Genomic DNA, 19,184 nt, shown 5'->3' with positions numbered 1-19,184 from the left:
GGCGTCGACTAGGGAGCGGGTGCTGCGGCTGCCACGGGCGCGGTTGCGCCGACCCCTTGCGTCACGACGCGCTCGTCGCTCTTGCCTGCCACCACGCTGCTGTCTTCGAACCTTGCGCGGTAGACCAGCACGTTCTCCATCACGCGCTGGACGTAGTTGCGCGTTTCCGACAGCGGGATGCGCTCGACCCAGTCGACCGGATCGACCTTGGGGTCACGCGGGTCGCCGCGCGCCTGCACCCATTCGCGTACCCGGCCGCGGCCGGCATTGTAGCCGGCGAAGGTCATGATCTGGTTGCCGCGATATTCCGACAGCAGCGCGCTGAGCTCGGCCGCGCCCATCTGCGTGTTATAGACGGGATCGGAGACCATTTTGTCCCAGTCATAGGTCAGGCCGAAGCGCTTGGCGGTATCTCGGCCGGCTTCCGGCGTCACCTGCATCAGGCCGACCGCATTCGCCGCCGACTTGTCGCGCTGGTCGAACGAGCTTTCGGTGCGTGCCACCGAATAGATCACGCTGGTCTCGATCGCGGGCGCAACCTGCTTGTGCTCGGGGATGCCGATGGTCGGGAAGGCGTAGTGGTCGAGCGCGAGGCCGCGCGCCAGCGCCGACTTGCCGACCTCCAGCATCACGCGCGCATCGTTGCGCCGGCGGGCAAGCTCGCCGAGCGCTTCGAGCGCTGCGGCGTCGGTGCTCTCTTTGGCGAAATCCTCGGCGTAGTAGAACACCATGTCGCGCTCGCCGATGCCGTAGAGCATGTCGGCAGCGCGCACGCGCTCATCCGGTGTGTCGGCCGCAGCCAGCACGGGCGAGGGCGGTCGCAGCTCAATGCGGTCGAGGCCGAGTTTTGCCCGCGCGAGCTGGCCGTAATAGGCAGTCGGATAGCGCGCTGCGGCCTTGTAGCTCATGCGTGCGTCGGCGGTCGCACCCATGGCTTCGGCGGCGCGGCCGCGCCAGTAATGGGCGCGCGACAGCGCGATCGGATTGGCCGAGCCTTCGTCGATCGCCGCGAAATGCACCATCGCGGTCCTGGGATCGTCGAGATAGCGCAGCGCGATCCAGCCGCACATGAAGTGGTAATCGACGCGATAGACCTCCATGGCCGGCACGGCCGCCGTGCGCACCACGTCGTAGGCCGTCTTGAACTTGCCCTGGTCGAGCAGCTTTCGCGCCAGCAGACGGCGCTCGCGCCACCAGGCGTCGGTGTCCTGCGCGGCCATCATGTCCGGCGCGGCGGCGAGGATCACTTCGGCGGCGTCGTCGATGCGGTCGTTCTGGAGGTGCCATTGCGCGCGGCACAGCACATAGCCGAGGTCGCGGCGCGCCTCGGTCGAGACGTCCTCGAGATAATCCTTGGCCTTGCTGGCCTTGCCAGTGACCGCCGCGCAGGCCTTGACGATCGCGAGCGCATCCTCGCTGCCGAGCCGTTTGGCCGTGCGCCGCGCACCCGCGTAGTCCTTGGCGCCGAGGCGCTTGTCCATGCGCGCGCGATGGTCCTCGGCGGTCAGGAGATCGCGGAACGCCTCGTAGGAATCCTCCTCGCTGCGCTCGGACAATTCCTCCCTGCGCCAGGCCTCGCGGACGAGACGCGTGGCCCGGTCGCTGTCGCCTTCGCTCAGCAGCACGCGGGCCAGTGCGAACCTGCCCTTGGCGCTGATCGGCCGGTCCATCGTGAATGCGTGCACGGTGGCCGCGTCGCTCTTCTCCTGCCACAGCCGCGCCTCGGCGCGGCGGCGGAGCAGGGTGCTGCTCGGCCAGCCGGGATTGGCGGCGACGAAGGCCGCATAGCGCTTGAAATTTGCGGTGCTCTCGGAATGGCGCAACATGAACCAGTCGGCGAGCTTCTGTCCGGCGGGGTCAGTGATGCGCTCGCGTGCCGCGCTCGCGTCGTCGTTCCGGCCCTTGCGCGCGAGATCGATGGCTTCCTTCAGCGCGGCGAGGTCGCCGGTGAGCGGCGGCGGCGCCGGCTTGTCCGAGGCCTCGTCGTCCGTCTTTGATTTGCGCTTCGCATCGGCATGCTTGCCATGACGCGACTTCGCAGCGGCGTGTCGCTGCTTGCCGGCCTTGCTGCCGGCTTTCGCCTCATGCGTCTTCTTCGACGCCGACGATTTGTGACTGCTCTTCGCTGCGAGCTCAGTGGAGATCAAGGCCAAAGCGGCCACGGCAACGACACACGCGAGCGAGCGTAGGCACTGGTTCATTCGATGGTCCCCCCTGCGAAACCACTACAAACCAAGGTCCGCGACGACTGCGGCTTGAGAATCAAAGACGACACCAAACGATGCCACGGCATCGTTTCGCATTCCTCACGCTCGTTCAACAATGCGGCAAAATACGGATGGGAACTGGGGAACTTCCGAAACGGCGGAAACGGCAGTATCTTCAGCCTTTGTTAACGAATGAGGCTCGCGCAAGGGTTGCACGTGGTTCAGGACGCTGCGAACGGCCAATTGCACGTGTTCCCGCGGCCAAATTCGGTGTATTGAGTTCCACCGAGCCATCATTTCAGCCCTTTGCCCCGCACCTATGCCGCTTTTCAACCAGTCGATCCGGCGCAAGATCGTCGGCATCGCCCTCGGATTGATCGTCCTGATGCTCATCACCTCGATCCTGTCGATGGTGATGTCGAGCCAGGTCGGCGTCCTCCTTGACGAGCTGACCAACCGTTACATCCCGGCGTATAGCCATCTGGCCCGCGCCAATATCCGCTCACTTGAGCGGGCGCTGGCGCTGCGGCAAATGGTCATGACCAGGATGGGGTCGCCGTCGGACGAGGAGGCCTATGCGGCGCGGCTTCGCGACTTCGAGGCATTGGACCGCAAGTTCGAGGAGGAGGCCGAGACCGCGCGCAAGCTCATCAACGCCATCATCGACGACCCCAGGACGTATTCCGACAATGCCGCGCTGGCACGGCTCGACGTTCGAATCGAGAGCGCTGTCACCGAGCTGCGGCGCAATCTGGACGAGGGCAATGCGAAACTGCTCAAGCAGATCGAGGCCAAGAACATGGCCGAGGCCCGCGGCACGCTGGAACAGCTCGACACGCTGCGCGACGCGTTCAACCGGAAGGTCGATGCGATCCGCGCCGACATGCTGACGCAGGTCTTCTTCTCGACGTCGCAGGTGATCAGCCGTCAGCATCAGGCGATGATCATTTCGGGTGTGGTGACGTTGCTCGCGGCGATCGTCGGATTTGCCTTTGCGCTGCTGGTGTCCAGCGGCATCACGCGCCCGGTACGGCTGCTGCTCGCCGGCGCCCGCGAGGTCGAGGCGGGCCGCTTCGACAAGCCCATCACCGTCTCCACCCAGGACGAGATCGGCGAACTCGCCTCCGCCTTCAACCGCATGATCGAGCAGTTGCGGCACAATGAACGCATCCGCGAGACCTTTGGCCGCTACATCGATCCGAAGGTGGTGCAGGGCTTGATCGACCGGCCGGAGGTCGCGATCGACGGCCAGCGCCGGGTCATGACCATCATGTTCTGCGACATGAGCGGCTTCACTTCGATGAGCGAGGGCATGACCCCGCGCGGTCTCGTCAAGGTAATGAACCACTATTTCACGGTGATGTCCGCGCCGATCAGGGGCCATCGCGGCATCATCGACAAATATATCGGCGACGCCATCATGGCCTATTGGGGGCCTCCCTTCATCGAGGAGGACGAGCCGGCGCTGCTCGCCTGCTTCGCCGCCATCGACATGGCCGACCAGGTGCCGGCGCTGCAGAAGCAGTTGCCGGACCTGCTCGGCATCCGCGTCATGCCCGGTCTCTGCGACCTGCGCATCGGCATCGCCACCGGCGAGGTCCTGACCGGCAGCATCGGCTCCGAGCTGATGATGAGCTTCACCGTGATGGGCGACGCCGTGAACCTCGCCTCACGGTTGGAGGCCGTCAACAAGGTCTACGGCACCCGTATCCTGATCTCGCAGGCGACGGCGGATGCGATCGGATCCCACCTCGAGCTGCGCGAGATCGATCGCCTGACGGTCGCCGGCCAGAGCATGCCGCAGGCCATTTTCGAAGTCATGAGCAAGGCGCTCGGGCTCAGCGTCCCGCAGGAGAGTTTGCGCGCACACTACGCCGAAGGCCTTGCCGCCTATCGCGCCCGCCGCTTCGATGATGCCCGCGCCGCCTTCAATGCCGCGCTCGAAGCCGTCCCCGGCGACGGGCCCTCGCGCACGCTGCTCGCCCGCATCGCGCAGTTCGAGGCCGATCCGCCGGACGAGGGCTGGGACGGCGCCTGGCGGTTGGAGCAGAAATAGGTAGCCACATGCTCTCCTTGCGGCCCCCGCTGGCGAAAATTTATTCTACTCCATAACGATGTTCGCAGTGACCTATTTCCCGGGCTTAGGTTACGTGTCCTTGAGGCGTTTGACGGGGACACGCCAATGACAGAACTTGAGGACAGGCTGGAGCGGTTTGAGACTCTCACCGCCGAATGCGAGCTGATCGCCAAGCTCGCCACCGACAGCACCAAGCGTGAGTTTTATTTGAAGCTCGGGGAGCAGTACCGGCAGCTGGCGGTCGATATGCGGCAGGCGATCGCGATCAGGGCTGCGGCCTGAGGCGGCCTGCAAGCGGTTCTTAATATTTGGCGCGCATCGTCCTAGATGCGAGCGTCGCGATTCGCGATTGCTCGCAGTGGGAATGCCGAGGTCCGTTGCGATGCAGCGTATCTCGCTGAAATCGCTTTGCCGCTCCTTGCTAGGGCAATCCCATGCGCCTTCTTGCGGTCCTCATCTTCGCGCTCATGACGGCGGCCTGCAACCAGGAGCCGGACATCACCGGCTCGACCCCGGTCTGCGCGATGCGGAACTACAGCTCCTACAATCCTCGCGACATGAGCCAGTGCGTTGCCGCCTGCAAGGCCTGCGACCGCGGCAACACCGTCACCTGCACGACGTCCTGCACCCTCAAGGGCGCGCACTGAGCGGCGCAGCTTCCCGGAGCTGACGGTGTCGGGGCACCGGAACGATTCCCATGGGGTAATCATTGGATGAGGGCGGCAGGATGCGGAGTCCGATGGAATGGGTATGCTCGATCCCGGCCGGTTCCTGGTGTCATGCTCGCATTGCGAGGCATGGCCGATGGCGGCCAACGTCAAACGCTCGAGCTGGTCGGCCTCGCCGCACGAGGTCCGCTTCGTCTGCCCGCGCTGCCGCCGCGAGGAGACCGCCATCATCTCCGCCTCCGGTGAGCTGACGCCGATCAAGCGCATCGACGTCCCGCCGCGCGATGTCACCGCGGCCTGGGCTCAGGCGCAGCGGCCAAGAGGGCGGGCCTGAGCGCGGGCGGTCGACATTTTGGCGGTCAGGACGTGCGGAGCACTTGGCGCAAATGTGCTAGGATGGCCGCCAAGGAGATCTATCCATGACGGTCACGATGCTGCCGCCGCGCGCCGACCAGTTACGGCTTCAGCCGGTGTCGCCGCGCCTTGCACCGATGTTCTGCCTTGTACTGCTGACGGTGTCGTGCGCACTCGCGAGCTTCGCGCTCGCCTGCGCGACGCCCTTTGCGGCATTCGCGGTTTTGGCGGCTGCGATGCTGCCGCTGCGCCGGGCACTGCTCGTCGTTACCGGCGCTTGGCTCGTGAACCAGAGCATCGGCTTCGGCGCGCTGCACTATCCCGTCGATGGCAACACCATTGTCTGGGGCTTTGTCATCGGCGCCGCTGGGCTGATTGCGGCAGCGGCGGCGTCGTCCGTGCTCCGGATGCTGCCGCAGGGCCGCATGCCGCTGATGCTGACGGTCGCGCTCGTTGCCGCCTATGCGGCCTACGAGCTCGCGCTGCTTGCCGCGACGCCGTTCCTCGGCGGAGAGGGCGCCTTCACCGCCGCCATCGTGGCGCGCATCGGGCTGACCAGCGCCGTCTGGCTCGCCGGCCTCGTCGCCGTCTGCGAGATCGTCCGCCTGCTCGATCCGTTCGGGCGCAAGGCGATGTCAGCCTGAGTGGCTCCATCCGGGCTACGAAGGCATCAAATTGCCCGACGGGCAAAACACCTGCGCGGCTGTCAATCCGCACGCGCGAAAATATTCCGCTTTACCGAAATTCGGGAACGGCGTATGTGTCGCCCATCCCGGCTCATCCTTGAGGGGCGATCATGTGGTCGTCATTTTCGCGAGCCGGGCTTGCGGTGGACGCGGCAGCGTCGGCACGAAAGGTCACGGGCAGGGCGGATTGCTCTCCGTGAGCTCGTAACCTCGTGCAGACGAGCGGCGCTGTCGGGTTCGTCTCGCCTGTAAGTTTCCGGCTTCGTCGACAGGGCCGGGAAAACTGCGGCGAACACGCGAACCGTGCGTACGGCAAAACCGTGTGGTCCTGGCCGTCGTTGCTGCGGTCAAGCCTTTGCGGAGGCGGCAGTCGCGTCAACCGGCGCGGTGCCGGCGACTTTCGCGAGAGCGAGGGAGGCCAGAACGAACTCGGCTCCCGGGAGAGCACGGCATAAGCCGTCCAACCATCGCGCAGGGAAGGCCGCGTGACGGCTACACCTGTATGCTGCTGTGCGGTCTCCCTTGCGCTCCATTTCGCGCAGTAGACCGCGGGTGCTCGCTGGCACACGGCCTTCCCTGCGCCCTCTTGGCTTCGAGGGTGGAGAGATCAAGCAAAGCTCGCGCGAACTAAGCCGCGAGATCGCGAAGGCGTGTCTGCGCCTCAAGGCGAGACCCGGTGGCGGTAATGACGGCGTCACTTGGAGAGCAGCACCGACTCACTTGCGTGCGCGTGGCCGTCGGGCCAAAGCCAGGAGCAATCCCTACGCTACAAAATCTAAAGTTGTTGATGGTCATCTTCGCGAAGGTATCGCAGTAGCCTTATCCGTGTCTTCCCGGTAACGATTGTGCCGTCTCTGCAACACTCATCTTGGATTAAACCCTTATCTCCGTCCGTTCGCATCAGCGCCGCTTTTTAGCCACACCCGAACATGAATAAAATCGCTCTAAAGTTTGAGGGCATCGGCGGCCCCAGGACGGCGACGGGAAATCCCAAGGTCGATTCAAATCTTGGCTCTGATTTTTCGGGTCTGAAAGGGTTGGCCGAGGAAACTGGTTCGCGATGGACGCCAAGACGAACATCAAGCAGAGGCTGCCGAGCCGTCACGTGACGGAAGGCCCTGCGCGCGCGCCCCATCGGTCCTACTTCTACGCCATGGGCCTGACCACCGATCAGATCCATCAACCCTTCGTCGGCGTGGCCTCGTGCTGGAATGAGGCTGCTCCCTGCAACATCGCCCTGATGCGCCAGGCGCAGGCGGTGAAGAAGGGAGTCGCGTCCGCCGGCGGCACCCCCCGCGAATTCTGCACCATTACCGTCACCGACGGCATCGCCATGGGCCATGACGGCATGCGCTCCTCGCTGCCGTCGCGCGAATGCATCGCCGACTCGGTGGAACTGACCGTTCGCGGCCACGCCTACGACGCCCTGGTCGGGCTCGCCGGCTGCGACAAGTCGCTGCCGGGCATGATGATGGCGATGGTCCGTCTCAACGTGCCATCGATCTTCATTTACGGCGGCTCGATCCTGCCCGGTAATTTCCGCGGGCAGCAGGTCACCGTGCAGGACATGTTCGAGGCGGTCGGCAAGCATTCGGTCGGCGCGATGTCGGACGAGGATCTCGACGAGATCGAGCGCGTGGCATGCCCCTCGGCGGGCGCCTGCGGCGCGCAGTTCACCGCCAACACCATGGCGACCGTCTCCGAGGCGATTGGGCTTGCGCTGCCTTACTCGGCCGGTGCCCCGGCACCGTATGAAATCCGCGACGCCTTCTGCATGACTGCGGGCGAGAAGGTGATGGACCTGATCGCCTCTAACCTCCGGCCGCGCGATATCGTCACCCTCAAGGCGCTGGAGAACGCCGCCGCCGTCGTCGCCGCGTCGGGCGGCTCAACCAATGCTGCGCTGCACCTGCCGGCGATTGCGCATGAGTGCGGCATCAAGTTCGACCTGTTCGACGTCGCCGAAATCTTCAAAAAGACACCATATATCGCGGATTTGAAGCCGGGCGGCCGTTATGTCGCCAAAGACATGTTTGAAGTAGGTGGCATACCGCTTCTGATGAAGACGCTGCTCGACAACGGATTTCTCCACGGCGACTGCATTACGGTCACCGGTCGAACGATCGCCGAAAACCTCAAAAGCGTGAAATGGAATCCGCACCAGGACGTGGTGCACCCGGCAGACAAGCCGATCACCGTCACGGGCGGTGTGGTCGGTCTGAAGGGCAATTTGGCGCCAGAAGGTGCGATCGTGAAAGTCGCGGGAATGTCCAACCTCAGGTTTACCGGTCCGGCCAGGTGCTTCGACCGTGAGGAGGATGCTTTCGAGGCTGTCCAGAAGCGCACCTATCAGGAAGGCGAAGTCATCGTGATCCGCTACGAGGGGCCGAAGGGCGGTCCCGGCATGCGGGAAATGCTCCAGACCACCGCGGCGCTGACCGGCCAGGGCATGGGCGGCAAGATCGCGCTCATCACCGACGGCCGCTTCTCCGGCGCCACCCGCGGCTTCTGCATCGGCCATGTCGGGCCCGAGGCCGCGGTTGGCGGCCCGATCGGGCTGCTCGAGGATGGCGACATCATCGAGATCGACGCGGTCGCGGGTATCCTTAACGTAAAATTGAGCGACCAGGAGCTTGCCCAGCGCAAGACCAAATGGAGCGCTCGCGCGACTAACCACACGACGGGCGCGCTCTGGAAATATGCTCAGCAGGTTGGACCAGCAGTCGGGGGGGCAGTCACCCACCCGGGCGGCGCGCACGAGAAACAGTGCTATGCGGACATCTAGGCGTGCCTTAGTTGCGTTTGTGTTGGGGGCAGCGGCGCTGTCCGCGCCGGCGCTCGCCTTTGACGGCTCGGCCAGCAAGGACGCGACCCTCCCGGTCGTGACCACGTTGCCCGGCGCCGTGGCGACCGTGCGCAGCAAGGCGGCCGCGGTGGTGACCGCGCCCCAGGAAACCTCGCTCAGCGCCCTGCAATACGCCGCCGAAGGCGGTCATCCCGGCGCCCAGTTCATGCTTGGCCGCATGTACGCCAGCGGCAACGGCGTCGCCCAGGACGATTTGCGCGCCTTCGAATATTTCAGCCGCATCGCCAATGCACATGCCGAGGACAGCCCGTCGGCGCCGCAGGCCCAGGTCGTGGCCAACGCCTTCGTCGCGCTCGGCCGCTATTATCTCAGCGGCATCCCGAACTCGAAGATCAAGGCCGATCCGGACCGGGCGCGGGAGATGTTCTCCTACGCGGCGTCCTATTTCGGCAATGCGGATGCCCAGTACGATCTCGCCCGGCTCTACCTGAAGACGCCGGATGCCTCGCGCGAGGACTTCCGCTACGGCGCGCGCTGGCTCGGCCTTGCCGCCCAGAAGGGCCAGCATGAGGCGCAGGCGCTGCTCGGCCAGATGCTGTTCAACGGCGACCGCCTGCCGCGCCAGGCCGCCCGCGGCCTGATGTGGCTGACGCTGGCGCGAGACAGCGCCGGCACCGAAGAGACCTGGATCAAGGAAAGCTACAACCGTGCCTTCTCCAAGGCTTCTGACGACGACCGTGCCATGTGCCTGCAACTGCTGGAGCAGTGGGTGCAGGGGCAGGGCCGCCGGTAGTAGCGAAGTCGGGACCCCATTGGAAGGCGACAAACGCCCTTACTTTACAGGGCGCGCCAGCCGAACTCCTCCCATGTTCACAATGAAAACCCCGCCTTGCGGACAAGGCGGGGTTGAAGAAGCGATGCATGTTTCGACCGATCGGGTCGAGGATCGCTCTATCTGGCCGACGGGCCGAACTTGTAGCTGATGCGAGCGGTCACGGTCTGAAGCCGCAGGCTGTCGCTGAAGTTCTCGGCACCGAACGGCGCGCCGGTCGTTAGGTTCGGACCAGCGAACGACTGCTTGTTGAACTCCATGTAGTTGTATTCGGCGCCGACGATCCAGTTGCCTGCAAAGGCATATTCGACGCCCGCTCCAACCACGTAGCCGTTGCGCCAAGCGCCGTGATCGAGATGGGTGCCGAAGATGTCGAAGTTGCTCGTCTTCAGATCTGCACCGGCGTAGCCGCCCTTGATGTAGGGCAGCCAGTTGTTGAAGGCGTAGCCGACGCGTCCGGTCACAGTTGCAAACGAGTTGATACGCGAGCTCAGACGGTCGCTGGCCGGAAAGAAAATGCTGATGTCGGTGCGGCGGATGCTGGCGCCGTCGAACTGACCTTCGAGGCCGAAGACCCAGTTTGCGGACTGCCAGTTGTAGCCAAGCTGGCCGCCATACACTCCGCCCTCGGGATTGACGGTCTGGGTGCTTCCAAATCCGAGCGCGAAGGGCGTCCAGAAACCGCCGGCGGGGGGCAGGATGTCCTGATGTCCGTTGCGCCCCCAGCCGTACCCCGCATTGAGGCCGATATAGAAGCCGGTCCAGTCATAGACGGCTGCCACCATCGGCGGCGCCTTGGTGTAGGGGCGTGCAGCGAGGTCGGCGGCGGACGCCGTGCTGATCCCGCCGAGAACCATCGCTGCCGCAAAACCTAATCTGAACGCCTGCATGAAAAGCCCCTGTGTCCAAATGTTTCTGGACGAGACCATAATGCCCAGACGCCGCCTCTGAAAACGGCAAACAGAACCGCCGCACCCAGTTCGCGACCCACTGTGGCACGGCCGCATCATCGCAGGCGTGAAACCAGGCGGGATGAGGTCGATGACATCCTCGTCCGTCGCTGAGCGCTTGGTCTTGTCGTCGCTCGCAGTGCGCTTCGGTTACGCCGCCTCGAGATCCAGATCCGCCCACACCGGCACGTGGTCCGACGGCTTCTCCCAGGCCCGCACATAGCTGTCGATCCCGACATTGGCGAGCCGGTCGCTGGCCTGTGGCGACAGCAGCAGATGATCGATGCGCAGGCCATGGTTCTTCTGCCAGGCGCCGGCCTGGTAATCCCAGAAGGTGTAGAGCCCGGGTTCGTCGGTGACGGCGCGCAAGGCGTCGGTCAGGCCGAGGCCGAGCAGGGACTGAAAGCTCTCCCGCGTCTCCGGCTTGAACAGCGCGTCCTCGGTCCAGGCGGCGGGATTATGGACGTCGCGGGCATGCGGGATCACGTTGAAATCGCCTGCGAGGATCAGCGGCTCCTCGGTCTTGAGGCGCTGCTTCGAATACTCAAGAAGCCGCGACATCCATTTGAGCTTGTAGGGATATTTTTCGGTCCCGACCGGGTTGCCATTGGGCAGATAGAGGCAGGCGATGCGCATCACGCCAGACTTGAGTGTCACCACGCCCTCGAGGAAGCGCGCATGGGCGTCCTCGTCGTCGCCGGCGAGCCCCGTTTTGGTCTCGTCGAACTTGAGCTTCGAGAGCAGGGCGACGCCGTTGAACGTCTTCTGCCCGTGGGTAACCACGTTGTAGCCCAGCGCCTCGATCTCAAGCCGCGGGAACGCTTCGTCGACGCATTTGATCTCCTGAAGGCAGACGATGTCCGGCTGGCACTCCTTCAGCCAGGTCAGCAGCAGGTCGATCCGCTGCCGGACCGAATTGACGTTCCAGGTGGCAACTCTGATGGGCATGTCGGCATGGCTCCGGGCAGGGGCCATGGTTAGAACAAACCGCTAACGCCCCCGTCAAGGACGCCGCAAAATCTCCCACAAAATTAACCCGGTTGAAGCCGGCCCCGGGCCATTGATACCGAAAAGGTTTTTCGAATGGGATGGCCGGACAAATCCATGAAGGCAAGCGAGCCGGGCGACGGCCTGATCGGCGCGTTCCTGTACTGGCTCGGCGGCTTCGAGATCGAGGACGGCCTGACCGCCGGTCTCAGCGGGCGCGAGCTGCGCCGCATCCGCGCCAAGCAGATCGATGCGGTGACGCAGGCAATCCCGGTGACGATGGCCGTCACCATGCTCAACGTCGTCATCGTGCTGATCCTGTTCTGGGGCAGGGGCTGGAACGACTTCCTCGCGATCTGGGGCATGACCCTCGCCGTCACCGCCTCGCTCGCCGTGCGCGCATGGCGGCGGTCGCATCAGAACCCGCCGCAGGAAGCCTCGCCGCGCGCCGCGCGGCAGATGCTGCGGCAGGCCTTCTTCCTCGCCGCGATCTGGGGCACGCTGCCGCTCGCGCTGTTCAGCCGCGTCGAGCCGACCAGCCAGCTCATCCTGGCCTGTCTGATGGTCGGCATGATGTCCGGCGGCGCCTTCACGCTCTCGACCTTCCCGCGCGCCGGCCTCGTCTATCTCGCCACCGTGACGGTCGCCTGCACCGGCGCGCTGTTGTCGTGCGGCACCGGGCCGTATCTGATGACCGCGGTGTTCCTGCTGCTGTTCGCGTTCTTCATGGCGCGCAACATCGTCTCGCAAGGCAATCTGTTCCTCGGCAATCTCAAGGCCCAGCTCGAGCTTGAACGGCAGACCGAGATCATCTCGTTGCTGCTGAAAGACTTCCAGGAGAACGCCAGCGACTGGCTGTGGCAGACCGACGCCGAGGGACATCTCGTCGATGTGCCCCAGCGCTTCGCCGACGTCGCCCAACTGCCGCTTCCGCTCCTGAAGGGATCGCACTTCGCCGACGTGCTCGACATGCTCTGCCCCGACGAAAAGGGCGCGGCTTACAACGTCGTCGGCCTGATGGAGCATGCCGAACCGCTGCACGAGATGAACCTCAAGGTCGTCGCCGGCGGCGAGGCGCGGCTGTGGTCGCTCACCGCGAAGCCGGCTTATGACCGTGACGGGCAATTTTTGGGCTATCGTGGCTTCGGCCGCGACGTCACCGAGCGCTGGCGCGCGGAGAAGGCCGAGGCCGAGAGCCGCGCCAAGTCCGACTTTCTGGCTGTGATGAGCCACGAGATCCGCACGCCCATGAACGGCGTGCTCGGGCTGGCCAGCATGCTGCTGGAGACCAAGCTCGATCCGGAGCAGCAAGAGGCCGTGACCACGATCCGCGAGTCCGGCGACAACCTCCAGCGCATCCTCAACGACATCCTCGACCTCTCTAAGCTCGAGGCCGGCCGCTTCGCATTCGAGGCCATCGACTTCGCGCCGCAGGCGCTGGTCGAGACGGTCGCAAATGTCGCGCGCGCGAGCGCCAAGAGCAAAGGACTGGTGGTCAAGGTCGAGCCTGATCCGAACCTGCCGCCGACGCTGCGCGGCGATGTTGCGCGCATCCGGCAGGTGCTGCTGAACCTTGCGTCCAACGCGGTGAAGTTCACCGACGACGGCGAGGTGACGATATCGGCCGTGTGTCAAGCGCGCCGCGACCTGCTGGCCACCGTCGAATGGACCGTGACCGACAGTGGCATCGGCATCGCGCCCGAGAAGCTCGGCGAGTTGTTCAGCGACTTCGCCCAGGCCGACGCCTCGATCAGCCGCCGCTTCGGCGGCACTGGGCTCGGCCTTGCAATCTCGCGGCGCATCATCGAGCAGATGGGCGGGACGATCGGTGTCACCTCGACGCCATGCGAGGGCTCGACCTTCCGCTTCACGCTGGTGCTGCCCTGGAGCCAGGCGCAAGCCTCCGGCCAGGCGGTGGGACGCGACGAGGCCGACGAACTCCAGGCGCGGATCGCCGAGCTTGACCGGCCGCTGAAGGTGCTGGTCGCCGAGGACGACGCCGTCAACCGCATGGTCGTCAGCAAGATGCTCGGTGCCTTCGACGTCGAGCTGCGCGTCGTGACCGACGGCGTGCAGGCGGTGGAAGCGGTCTCCGAGGCCGACTACGACGTCGTGCTCATGGACGTGCGCATGCCCGACATGGACGGCCTTGCCGCGACGCGCGCGATCCGCGCGCAGGGCGAGCGCTTCGAGGCCTTGCCGATCGTCGCGCTGACCGCCAACGCCTTCCCCGAGGACGTCAAGATCTGCCGCGAGGCGGGCATGTCCGACTTCCTGGCAAAGCCCTTGCGCAAGCCCGCGCTGGCCGCTGCGTTGCTGCGCGCGCTGGACGGTTACGCGATGTCGGAAGACGCGCCGTTGCAGCCGGAGCTGATGCCCGTCGATGTGGAGTGGACGGACGAGGAAAGGCAGATGACCGGCGGTTAAGCGCTCAGATCGAGAAGCTGGTCCCGCAGCCACAGGACGCGGTGGCGTTCGGATTGTTGACGCGGAACGAGGCGCCGATCAGATCGTCGACGAAATCGACCTGCGAGCCCGCCAGGAACGGCTGCGAGGCGGAATCGACCAGCACCACTGCGCTCTCCTGCTCGATGACGAGATCGTCGTCGGTGCGGGCGTGGTCGATGTCGAACTTGTACTGGAAGCCGGAGCAGCCGCCGCCCTCGACGGAGATGCGCAGCATCGCGCCTGCGCCTTCGCCCTTGAGGATCTCCCCAATCCGGCGTGCGGCGCGGTCACTGATGGTCACGTCAGTCGTCATGGCTCGTCTCCGATCGTCCCGCGGTCACACCAAATTCACTTGGTCAATTCATTTGGTATCCCGCGTCCGGCATAGTTAAGTGCAAGGATACGCAGAATCAAATGGATAGGGACTAAATTCGTCGTGTCCGTCGGAATGGCAGCCCCCCGCGCGCCCTATGCCTGCGATCCCGACCGCAGCCGCGGCCGGCTGGTTGCGGAGCCGCCGAGCCGGACCCGCAGCCCGTTCCGCCGGGATTGCGACCGGGTAATCCATTCCACCGCGTTCCGCCGCCTGAAGTACAAGACGCAGGTGTTCGTGTTCCATGAGGGCGACCATTACCGCACCCGGCTGACCCATTCGCTGGAGGTGGCGCAGATTGCCCGCGCGCTGGCCCGGCAGCTTGGGCTCGACGAGGACCTCACGGAGACGCTGGCCCTTGCCCATGATCTCGGCCATCCGCCGTTCGGCCACGCCGGCGAGCGGGCGCTGGACGCCTGCCTGAAGGATTTTGGCGGCTTCGACCACAACGCCCAGACGCTCCGCGTCGTCGGCTCGCTGGAGCACCGCTATCCCGAGTTCGATGGCTTGAACCTGACCTGGGAGTCGCTGGAGGGCATCGTCAAGCACAACGGCCCGCTGACTGATCGCAACGGTGCGCCGGTCGGGCGCTATCGCGAGCATGGCGTTCCCGTCGGCATCGCTGACTACATCAAGACCTACGATCTCGAATTGTGGAGTTTTGCCTCGCTGGAGGCGCAGGTCGCCGCGCTCGCCGACGACATCGCCTATGACGCCCATGACATCGACGACGGTCTCCGCGCCGGCCTGTTCCACCTCGACGACCTCAAGGTGATGCCACTGACGGCCGAGATCATCGCCGAGACGTCGGCGCATTATCCCGATCTCGAAGACGTCAGGCGCGGCGCTGAGCTGGTGCGCGAGCTGATCTCGCACCTGATCGGCGCAGTATTCGCCGAGGCGCAGAAGAATCTCGCCGCCGTGAAGCCGCAATCGGCCCAGGACGTGCGCCAGCAGAGCCGGGCGCTGATCGCGTTCCCCGCCGAGGTCGCTGAGGAAGAGGCCGCCATCAAGCGCTTCCTCTACCAGCACATGTACCGCCACAAGCGGGTGATGCGGGTGATGGGGGAGGCGGAGCAGATCCTGTTCGACCTGTTCGCGAAATACCTGACATCGCCGGCCGAACTGCCGCCGGAATGGCTGCTGGGGGCGGAGGCGGACGATGAGGGCGACCGGGCCCGCCGGATCGGCAATTTCATTGCCGGAATGACCGACCGTTTCGCCCTGACCGAGCACCAGCGGCTTTTTGACTCGACCCCGGATTTGCGTTAGGCGGCGCCCATGCCCGACACATCCTCAGCACCGCATTTGTTCGCCGACGTGCTCGCACGCGTGCACGCCGTCTGCCGCGCGCTCGCGGCGGACGCCAATTGGCCCGAGGGCATCGATTTCGCGCGCGTGGTGGTCGAGCCGCCGCGCGACGCCTCCCATGGCGACATGGCGACCAACGCCGCCATGGTGCTTGCCAAAGAGGCAAAGGCAAAGCCGCGCGACCTCGCCGAGCAGATCGCGGAGCGGCTGCGCGCTGACGCACTGATTGCCAAGGTCGACGTCGCCGGTCCCGGCTTCATCAATTTGACGCTGAAGCCCGAGGCCTGGGCCGAGGCTCTGCGCACGGTGTTGCGCGAGGGCGCCGATTACGGACGCGTCCGCGGCGGCTCCAAGGTCAATGTCGAATATGTTTCGGCCAATCCGACCGGGCCGATGCATGTCGGCCATTGCCGCGGCGCCGTGTTCGGCGACGCGCTGGCGAGCCTGCTTCAGTTCGGCGGCCACGACGTCACGCGCGAATACTACATCAACGACGCTGGGGCGCAGGTCGACGTGCTCGCGCGCTCGGCCTTCCTCAGGTATCGCGAGGCGCTCGGCGAAAACGTCGGCGCGATGCCGGAAGGGCTCTATCCCGGCGATTATCTGAAGCCGGTCGGCGCGGCTCTGGCCAAGGAGCACGGCGACAGGCTCCTTGCCATGAGCGAGGCGCAATGGCTTCCGACGGTGCGCGCCAAGGCGATCGCGATGATGATGGACGAGATCAAGGATGATCTCGCCGCCCTCAACATCCGCCACGACGTGTTCTTCTCGGAGCGCTCGCTGATCGAGACCGGCAACAACAAGGTTGCCGAGACCATCGATTTCCTGAAGGCCAAGGGCGACATCTACGAGGGACGCCTGCCGCCGCCGAAGGGCGCGCCGGTGGAGGACTGGGAAGACCGCGAGCAACTGCTGTTCAAGGCCACCGCCTATGGCGACGACGTCGATCGTCCGCTGATCAAGTCGGACAATTCCTACACCTACTTCGCCTCCGACATCGCCTACCACAAGAACAAGTTCGACCGTGGTTTCGCCGAGATGATCGACGTCTGGGGCGCCGACCATGGCGGCTACATCAAGCGCATGCAGGCGGCGGTGAAGGCGACGACCTCCGGCAAGGGTGCGCTCGACGTCAAGATCGTCCAGCTGGTGAAGTTGCTGCGCAACGGCGAGCCGGTGAAAATGTCGAAGCGGAGCGGGGACTTCGTCACCTTGCGTGAGGTGGTGGATGAAGTCGGCCAGGACGCCGTCCGCTTCATGATGCTCTACCGCAAGAACGACGCGGTGCTCGACTTCGACCTTGCCAAGGTCATGGAACAGTCGCGCGACAACCCGGTGTTCTATGTCCAGTACGGCCATGCCCGCGGCCACTCGATCTTCCGCAATGCGCGGGCCGAGGTGTTCCCGGAACTCCCGGAGGATCCGGACAAGCGGATCGCCTGGCTTGGTGAGTCGGCCGTGGAACGGCTGTCGGACCCGGTCGAGCTCGATCTTCTCAAGCGCCTCGCAATTTATCCGCGCATGCTGGAAGCAGCCGCCGCGGCCCATGAGCCGCACCGAATTGCCTTCTATCTCTATGATTTAGCCAGCGAATTTCATGCACTTTGGACGAAGGGGCGCGATTTGCCCTATTTACGCTTCATTATCAATAATGATGCAGATCTAACAAAGGCGCGGCTGGCCATGGTCCAGGGCGTCGTCTCCGTCCTGGCATCGGGCCTCGCCATCCTCGGCGTCCATGCTCCGGACGAGATGCGGTAGTTTGGGGCGAACTACTTAAGGGGAATATTGGGGGTACCGGCAGAAGCCGGATCGCTTAGACTTGGTTGAAAGCCTTGTGGGTCGAAAGCCGCGCCTTGGTCGAGGGGCGCGCGGCTTTCCCGAAGGGACGCATCATCACGATGGCCGAACGATATCAGGACAGACCGTTTCCCTCCGATGACTATGGTCGCGGTGGCGACCCGCATGGGAAGACTGAAAACGATCCCTTGGCCGAGCTCGCCCGCCTGATCGGACAGACCGATCCGTTCGCAGCGCAGGGACGGCCGAGCGCGCAGCGACCGGCAGCGCCTGCCCAGAACTATCAGGACCACGACTATCCGCAGGACGATGATCAGCAGGACTATGCCGAGCAGGCCCCGCCGCCTCCGCCCGGGCCGCCGTCATGGATGCGGAGGGCCAACGTGCAACCGCAGCCGGCGCCAGCGTCCGAGCCCGACTATCCCGTCTCCGTGAACCCGGTTCATCCATTGCATCGCTATTCAGCCCAGCCGACCGCGCCCGAGCCTGATTTCCATCAGCCGCAAGCCTATCAGGATCACGCGTATCAGGATCAGGCCTATCAGGGCCACGCTCATCAGCAGCATGATCAGGCCCACCAGGAACAAGCCTATCAGGAACCGTATCAGCAGCCCGACCCGGCGCGCTACGACGACGCGCTCTATGGGCGGCTGGAGGCGGGCGAGCAGGACTATCAGCGCGATCCAGCTTATCCTGATGATCCCTACGCCTTCCAGAGTGACTATCCCGAAGCCGATCTCGACGAGCCGAAGAAGCCGCGCGGCGGCATGATGACGGTCGCAGCGATCCTTGCGCTCGCCGTGGTCGGCACTGGCGCGGCCTTCGCCTACAAGACCTATGTGGGCTCGCCCCGCAGCGGTGAGCCGCCGATCATCAAGGCTGACAACACCCCGACCAAGATCGTGCCGGCGCCGACGGACTCGGCGGCCAAGGTGCCGGATCGCATGGCGAGCGGCGACGGCTCCGAGAAGATCGTGCCGCGCGAAGAGACGCCCGTCGATGTCGCCGCCAAGGCGGGTGGTCCCCGTGTGGTGTTCCCGCCGCTGAACCCGAACGCGAACCCGCCGCCGGTGGCGAGCGTGTCGCCGTCCACGGTGCCGCCGCCGAGCGCAGGTCCGATCCCGAGCAACGGTACGCTGCCGGCCAATTCGCCGCGCCCAATCCGGACCGTGGCCGTGAAGGGGGATCAGACCGATAGCGCCACGCCGCAATCGGCTGCAGCCAAGCCGACGGCTGCTGCGCCGAAGCCTGTTGCCGTGCCCGCCGCACCGGCTGCGCCGCGCAATCCGCCGACCTCGGCCAATGCCAGCGCCAATCAGCCGATGTCGCTGGCGCCGCAATCGATGCCGGCGGCCGAGCCGCCGCAGCGGATGGCTGCGACCACCCCGACGCAGATAGCGCCCACCAGCAGTGGCGGTGGCTATATCGTGCAGGTCTCCTCGCAGCAGAGCGAGGACAGTGCCGCCGCGTCCTATCGGGTGCTGCAGAGCAAGTACGGCAGCGTGCTTGGATCGCGTGCCCCAGTGATCAAGCGGGTCGATCTGACCGAGAAGGGCAAGGGCATCGTCTATCGTGCCTTCGCCGGTCCCTACGGTTCCGCCCAGGAAGCGTCGCAGGCCTGCAACAGTTTGAAATCCGCAGGCCTGTCCGACTGCTTCGTCCAGAGGAATTAACGGCCGTTTCCT

Annotated in this window: 15 protein-coding genes; 11 read left to right on the top strand and 4 right to left on the bottom strand. The window is 65.0% G+C overall.

From position 1 onward, the window contains the following. Window positions 1–8 precede the first annotated feature (8 nt). A complete protein-coding gene (locus tag I3J27_RS20220; RefSeq protein WP_270160209.1) occupies window positions 9–2,201 on the bottom strand; it encodes a lytic transglycosylase domain-containing protein in 2,193 nt (730 codons plus the stop codon). Between the two features lie 325 nt (window positions 2,202–2,526). On the opposite strand from I3J27_RS20220, the gene I3J27_RS20215 reads away from it, so the two are divergent. The 7 genes from I3J27_RS20215 to I3J27_RS20185 all read left to right on the top strand — a co-directional run bounded on the left by I3J27_RS20215 (window position 2,527) and on the right by I3J27_RS20185 (window position 9,591). Then, window positions 2,527–4,263: an adenylate/guanylate cyclase domain-containing protein gene (locus I3J27_RS20215; RefSeq protein WP_270160208.1), complete on the top strand. Its 1,737-nt coding sequence runs from the start codon at window positions 2,527–2,529 to the stop codon at window positions 4,261–4,263. Window positions 4,264–4,389: 126 nt separating this feature from the next. Beyond that, entirely contained in the window at window positions 4,390–4,566 is a 177-nt protein-coding gene (locus I3J27_RS20210; RefSeq protein ID WP_270160207.1) for a hypothetical protein, read from the top strand. 152 nt (window positions 4,567–4,718) lie between these two features. Continuing rightward, window positions 4,719–4,931 carry a hypothetical protein gene (locus tag I3J27_RS20205; RefSeq protein ID WP_270160206.1) on the top strand — a complete coding sequence of 71 codons (213 nt, stop codon included), beginning with the start codon at window positions 4,719–4,721 and terminating at the stop codon, window positions 4,929–4,931. A 97-nt stretch (window positions 4,932–5,028) separates the two neighbouring features. Next, window positions 5,029–5,286, top strand: a complete 258-nt coding sequence (locus I3J27_RS20200) for a hypothetical protein (RefSeq protein WP_270160205.1) — start codon at window positions 5,029–5,031, stop codon at window positions 5,284–5,286. A gap of 85 nt (window positions 5,287–5,371) precedes the next feature. After that, window positions 5,372–5,950, top strand: a complete 579-nt coding sequence (locus I3J27_RS20195) for a hypothetical protein (protein ID WP_270160204.1) — start codon at window positions 5,372–5,374, stop codon at window positions 5,948–5,950. Window positions 5,951–7,052: 1,102 nt separating this feature from the next. After that, window positions 7,053–8,777: a dihydroxy-acid dehydratase gene (ilvD, locus tag I3J27_RS20190; RefSeq protein WP_270160203.1), complete on the top strand. Its 1,725-nt coding sequence runs from the start codon at window positions 7,053–7,055 to the stop codon at window positions 8,775–8,777. Next, the gene (locus tag I3J27_RS20185) at window positions 8,764–9,591 is read left to right on the top strand and encodes a tetratricopeptide repeat protein (RefSeq protein WP_270160202.1); all 828 of its coding nucleotides are present in this window, start codon (window positions 8,764–8,766) and stop codon (window positions 9,589–9,591) included. Before ilvD ends, I3J27_RS20185 begins: the two co-directional genes overlap by 14 nt. A 158-nt stretch (window positions 9,592–9,749) precedes the next feature. Here the strand turns inward: I3J27_RS20185 and I3J27_RS20180 are convergent, their stop codons facing one another. Further along, window positions 9,750–10,520 (bottom strand): outer membrane protein, encoded by a 771-nt coding sequence (locus I3J27_RS20180; protein WP_270160201.1) that lies wholly within the window; start codon window positions 10,518–10,520, stop codon window positions 9,750–9,752. A 210-nt stretch (window positions 10,521–10,730) separates the two neighbouring features. After that, window positions 10,731–11,528: an exodeoxyribonuclease III gene (gene xth / locus I3J27_RS20175; protein ID WP_270160200.1), complete on the bottom strand. Its 798-nt coding sequence runs from the start codon at window positions 11,526–11,528 to the stop codon at window positions 10,731–10,733. Window positions 11,529–11,663: 135 nt separating this feature from the next. On the opposite strand from xth, the gene I3J27_RS20170 reads away from it, so the two are divergent. Next, window positions 11,664–13,994, top strand: a complete 2,331-nt coding sequence (locus I3J27_RS20170; RefSeq protein WP_270160199.1) for a hybrid sensor histidine kinase/response regulator — start codon at window positions 11,664–11,666, stop codon at window positions 13,992–13,994. Window positions 13,995–13,998: 4 nt separating this feature from the next. Here I3J27_RS20170 and erpA read toward each other — a convergent pair whose 3' ends face one another. After that, complete coding sequence (erpA, locus tag I3J27_RS20165) at window positions 13,999–14,328, bottom strand: iron-sulfur cluster insertion protein ErpA (RefSeq protein ID WP_270160198.1); 330 nt, start codon at window positions 14,326–14,328, stop codon at window positions 13,999–14,001. A 123-nt stretch (window positions 14,329–14,451) separates the two neighbouring features. On the opposite strand from erpA, the gene I3J27_RS20160 reads away from it, so the two are divergent. The 3 genes from I3J27_RS20160 (at window position 14,452) to I3J27_RS20150 (ending at window position 19,172) form a co-directional block, all read left to right on the top strand. Then, a complete protein-coding gene (locus I3J27_RS20160) occupies window positions 14,452–15,660 on the top strand; it encodes a deoxyguanosinetriphosphate triphosphohydrolase (RefSeq protein ID WP_270160197.1) in 1,209 nt (402 codons plus the stop codon). A gap of 9 nt (window positions 15,661–15,669) precedes the next feature. After that, the gene (gene argS / locus I3J27_RS20155) at window positions 15,670–17,460 is read left to right on the top strand and encodes an arginine--tRNA ligase (RefSeq protein WP_270160196.1); all 1,791 of its coding nucleotides are present in this window, start codon (window positions 15,670–15,672) and stop codon (window positions 17,458–17,460) included. A 140-nt stretch (window positions 17,461–17,600) separates the two neighbouring features. Continuing rightward, entirely contained in the window at window positions 17,601–19,172 is a 1,572-nt protein-coding gene (locus I3J27_RS20150; protein ID WP_270172847.1) for an SPOR domain-containing protein, read from the top strand. Window positions 19,173–19,184 lie beyond the last annotated feature (12 nt).

Origin of the sequence: Bradyrhizobium xenonodulans (genome assembly GCF_027594865.1) — a bacterium.
Taxonomy (GTDB): domain Bacteria; phylum Pseudomonadota; class Alphaproteobacteria; order Rhizobiales; family Xanthobacteraceae; genus Bradyrhizobium; species Bradyrhizobium xenonodulans.
Note: the sequence above shows the minus strand (reverse complement) of the source record. Positions and strands in the feature narration are given on the sequence as shown.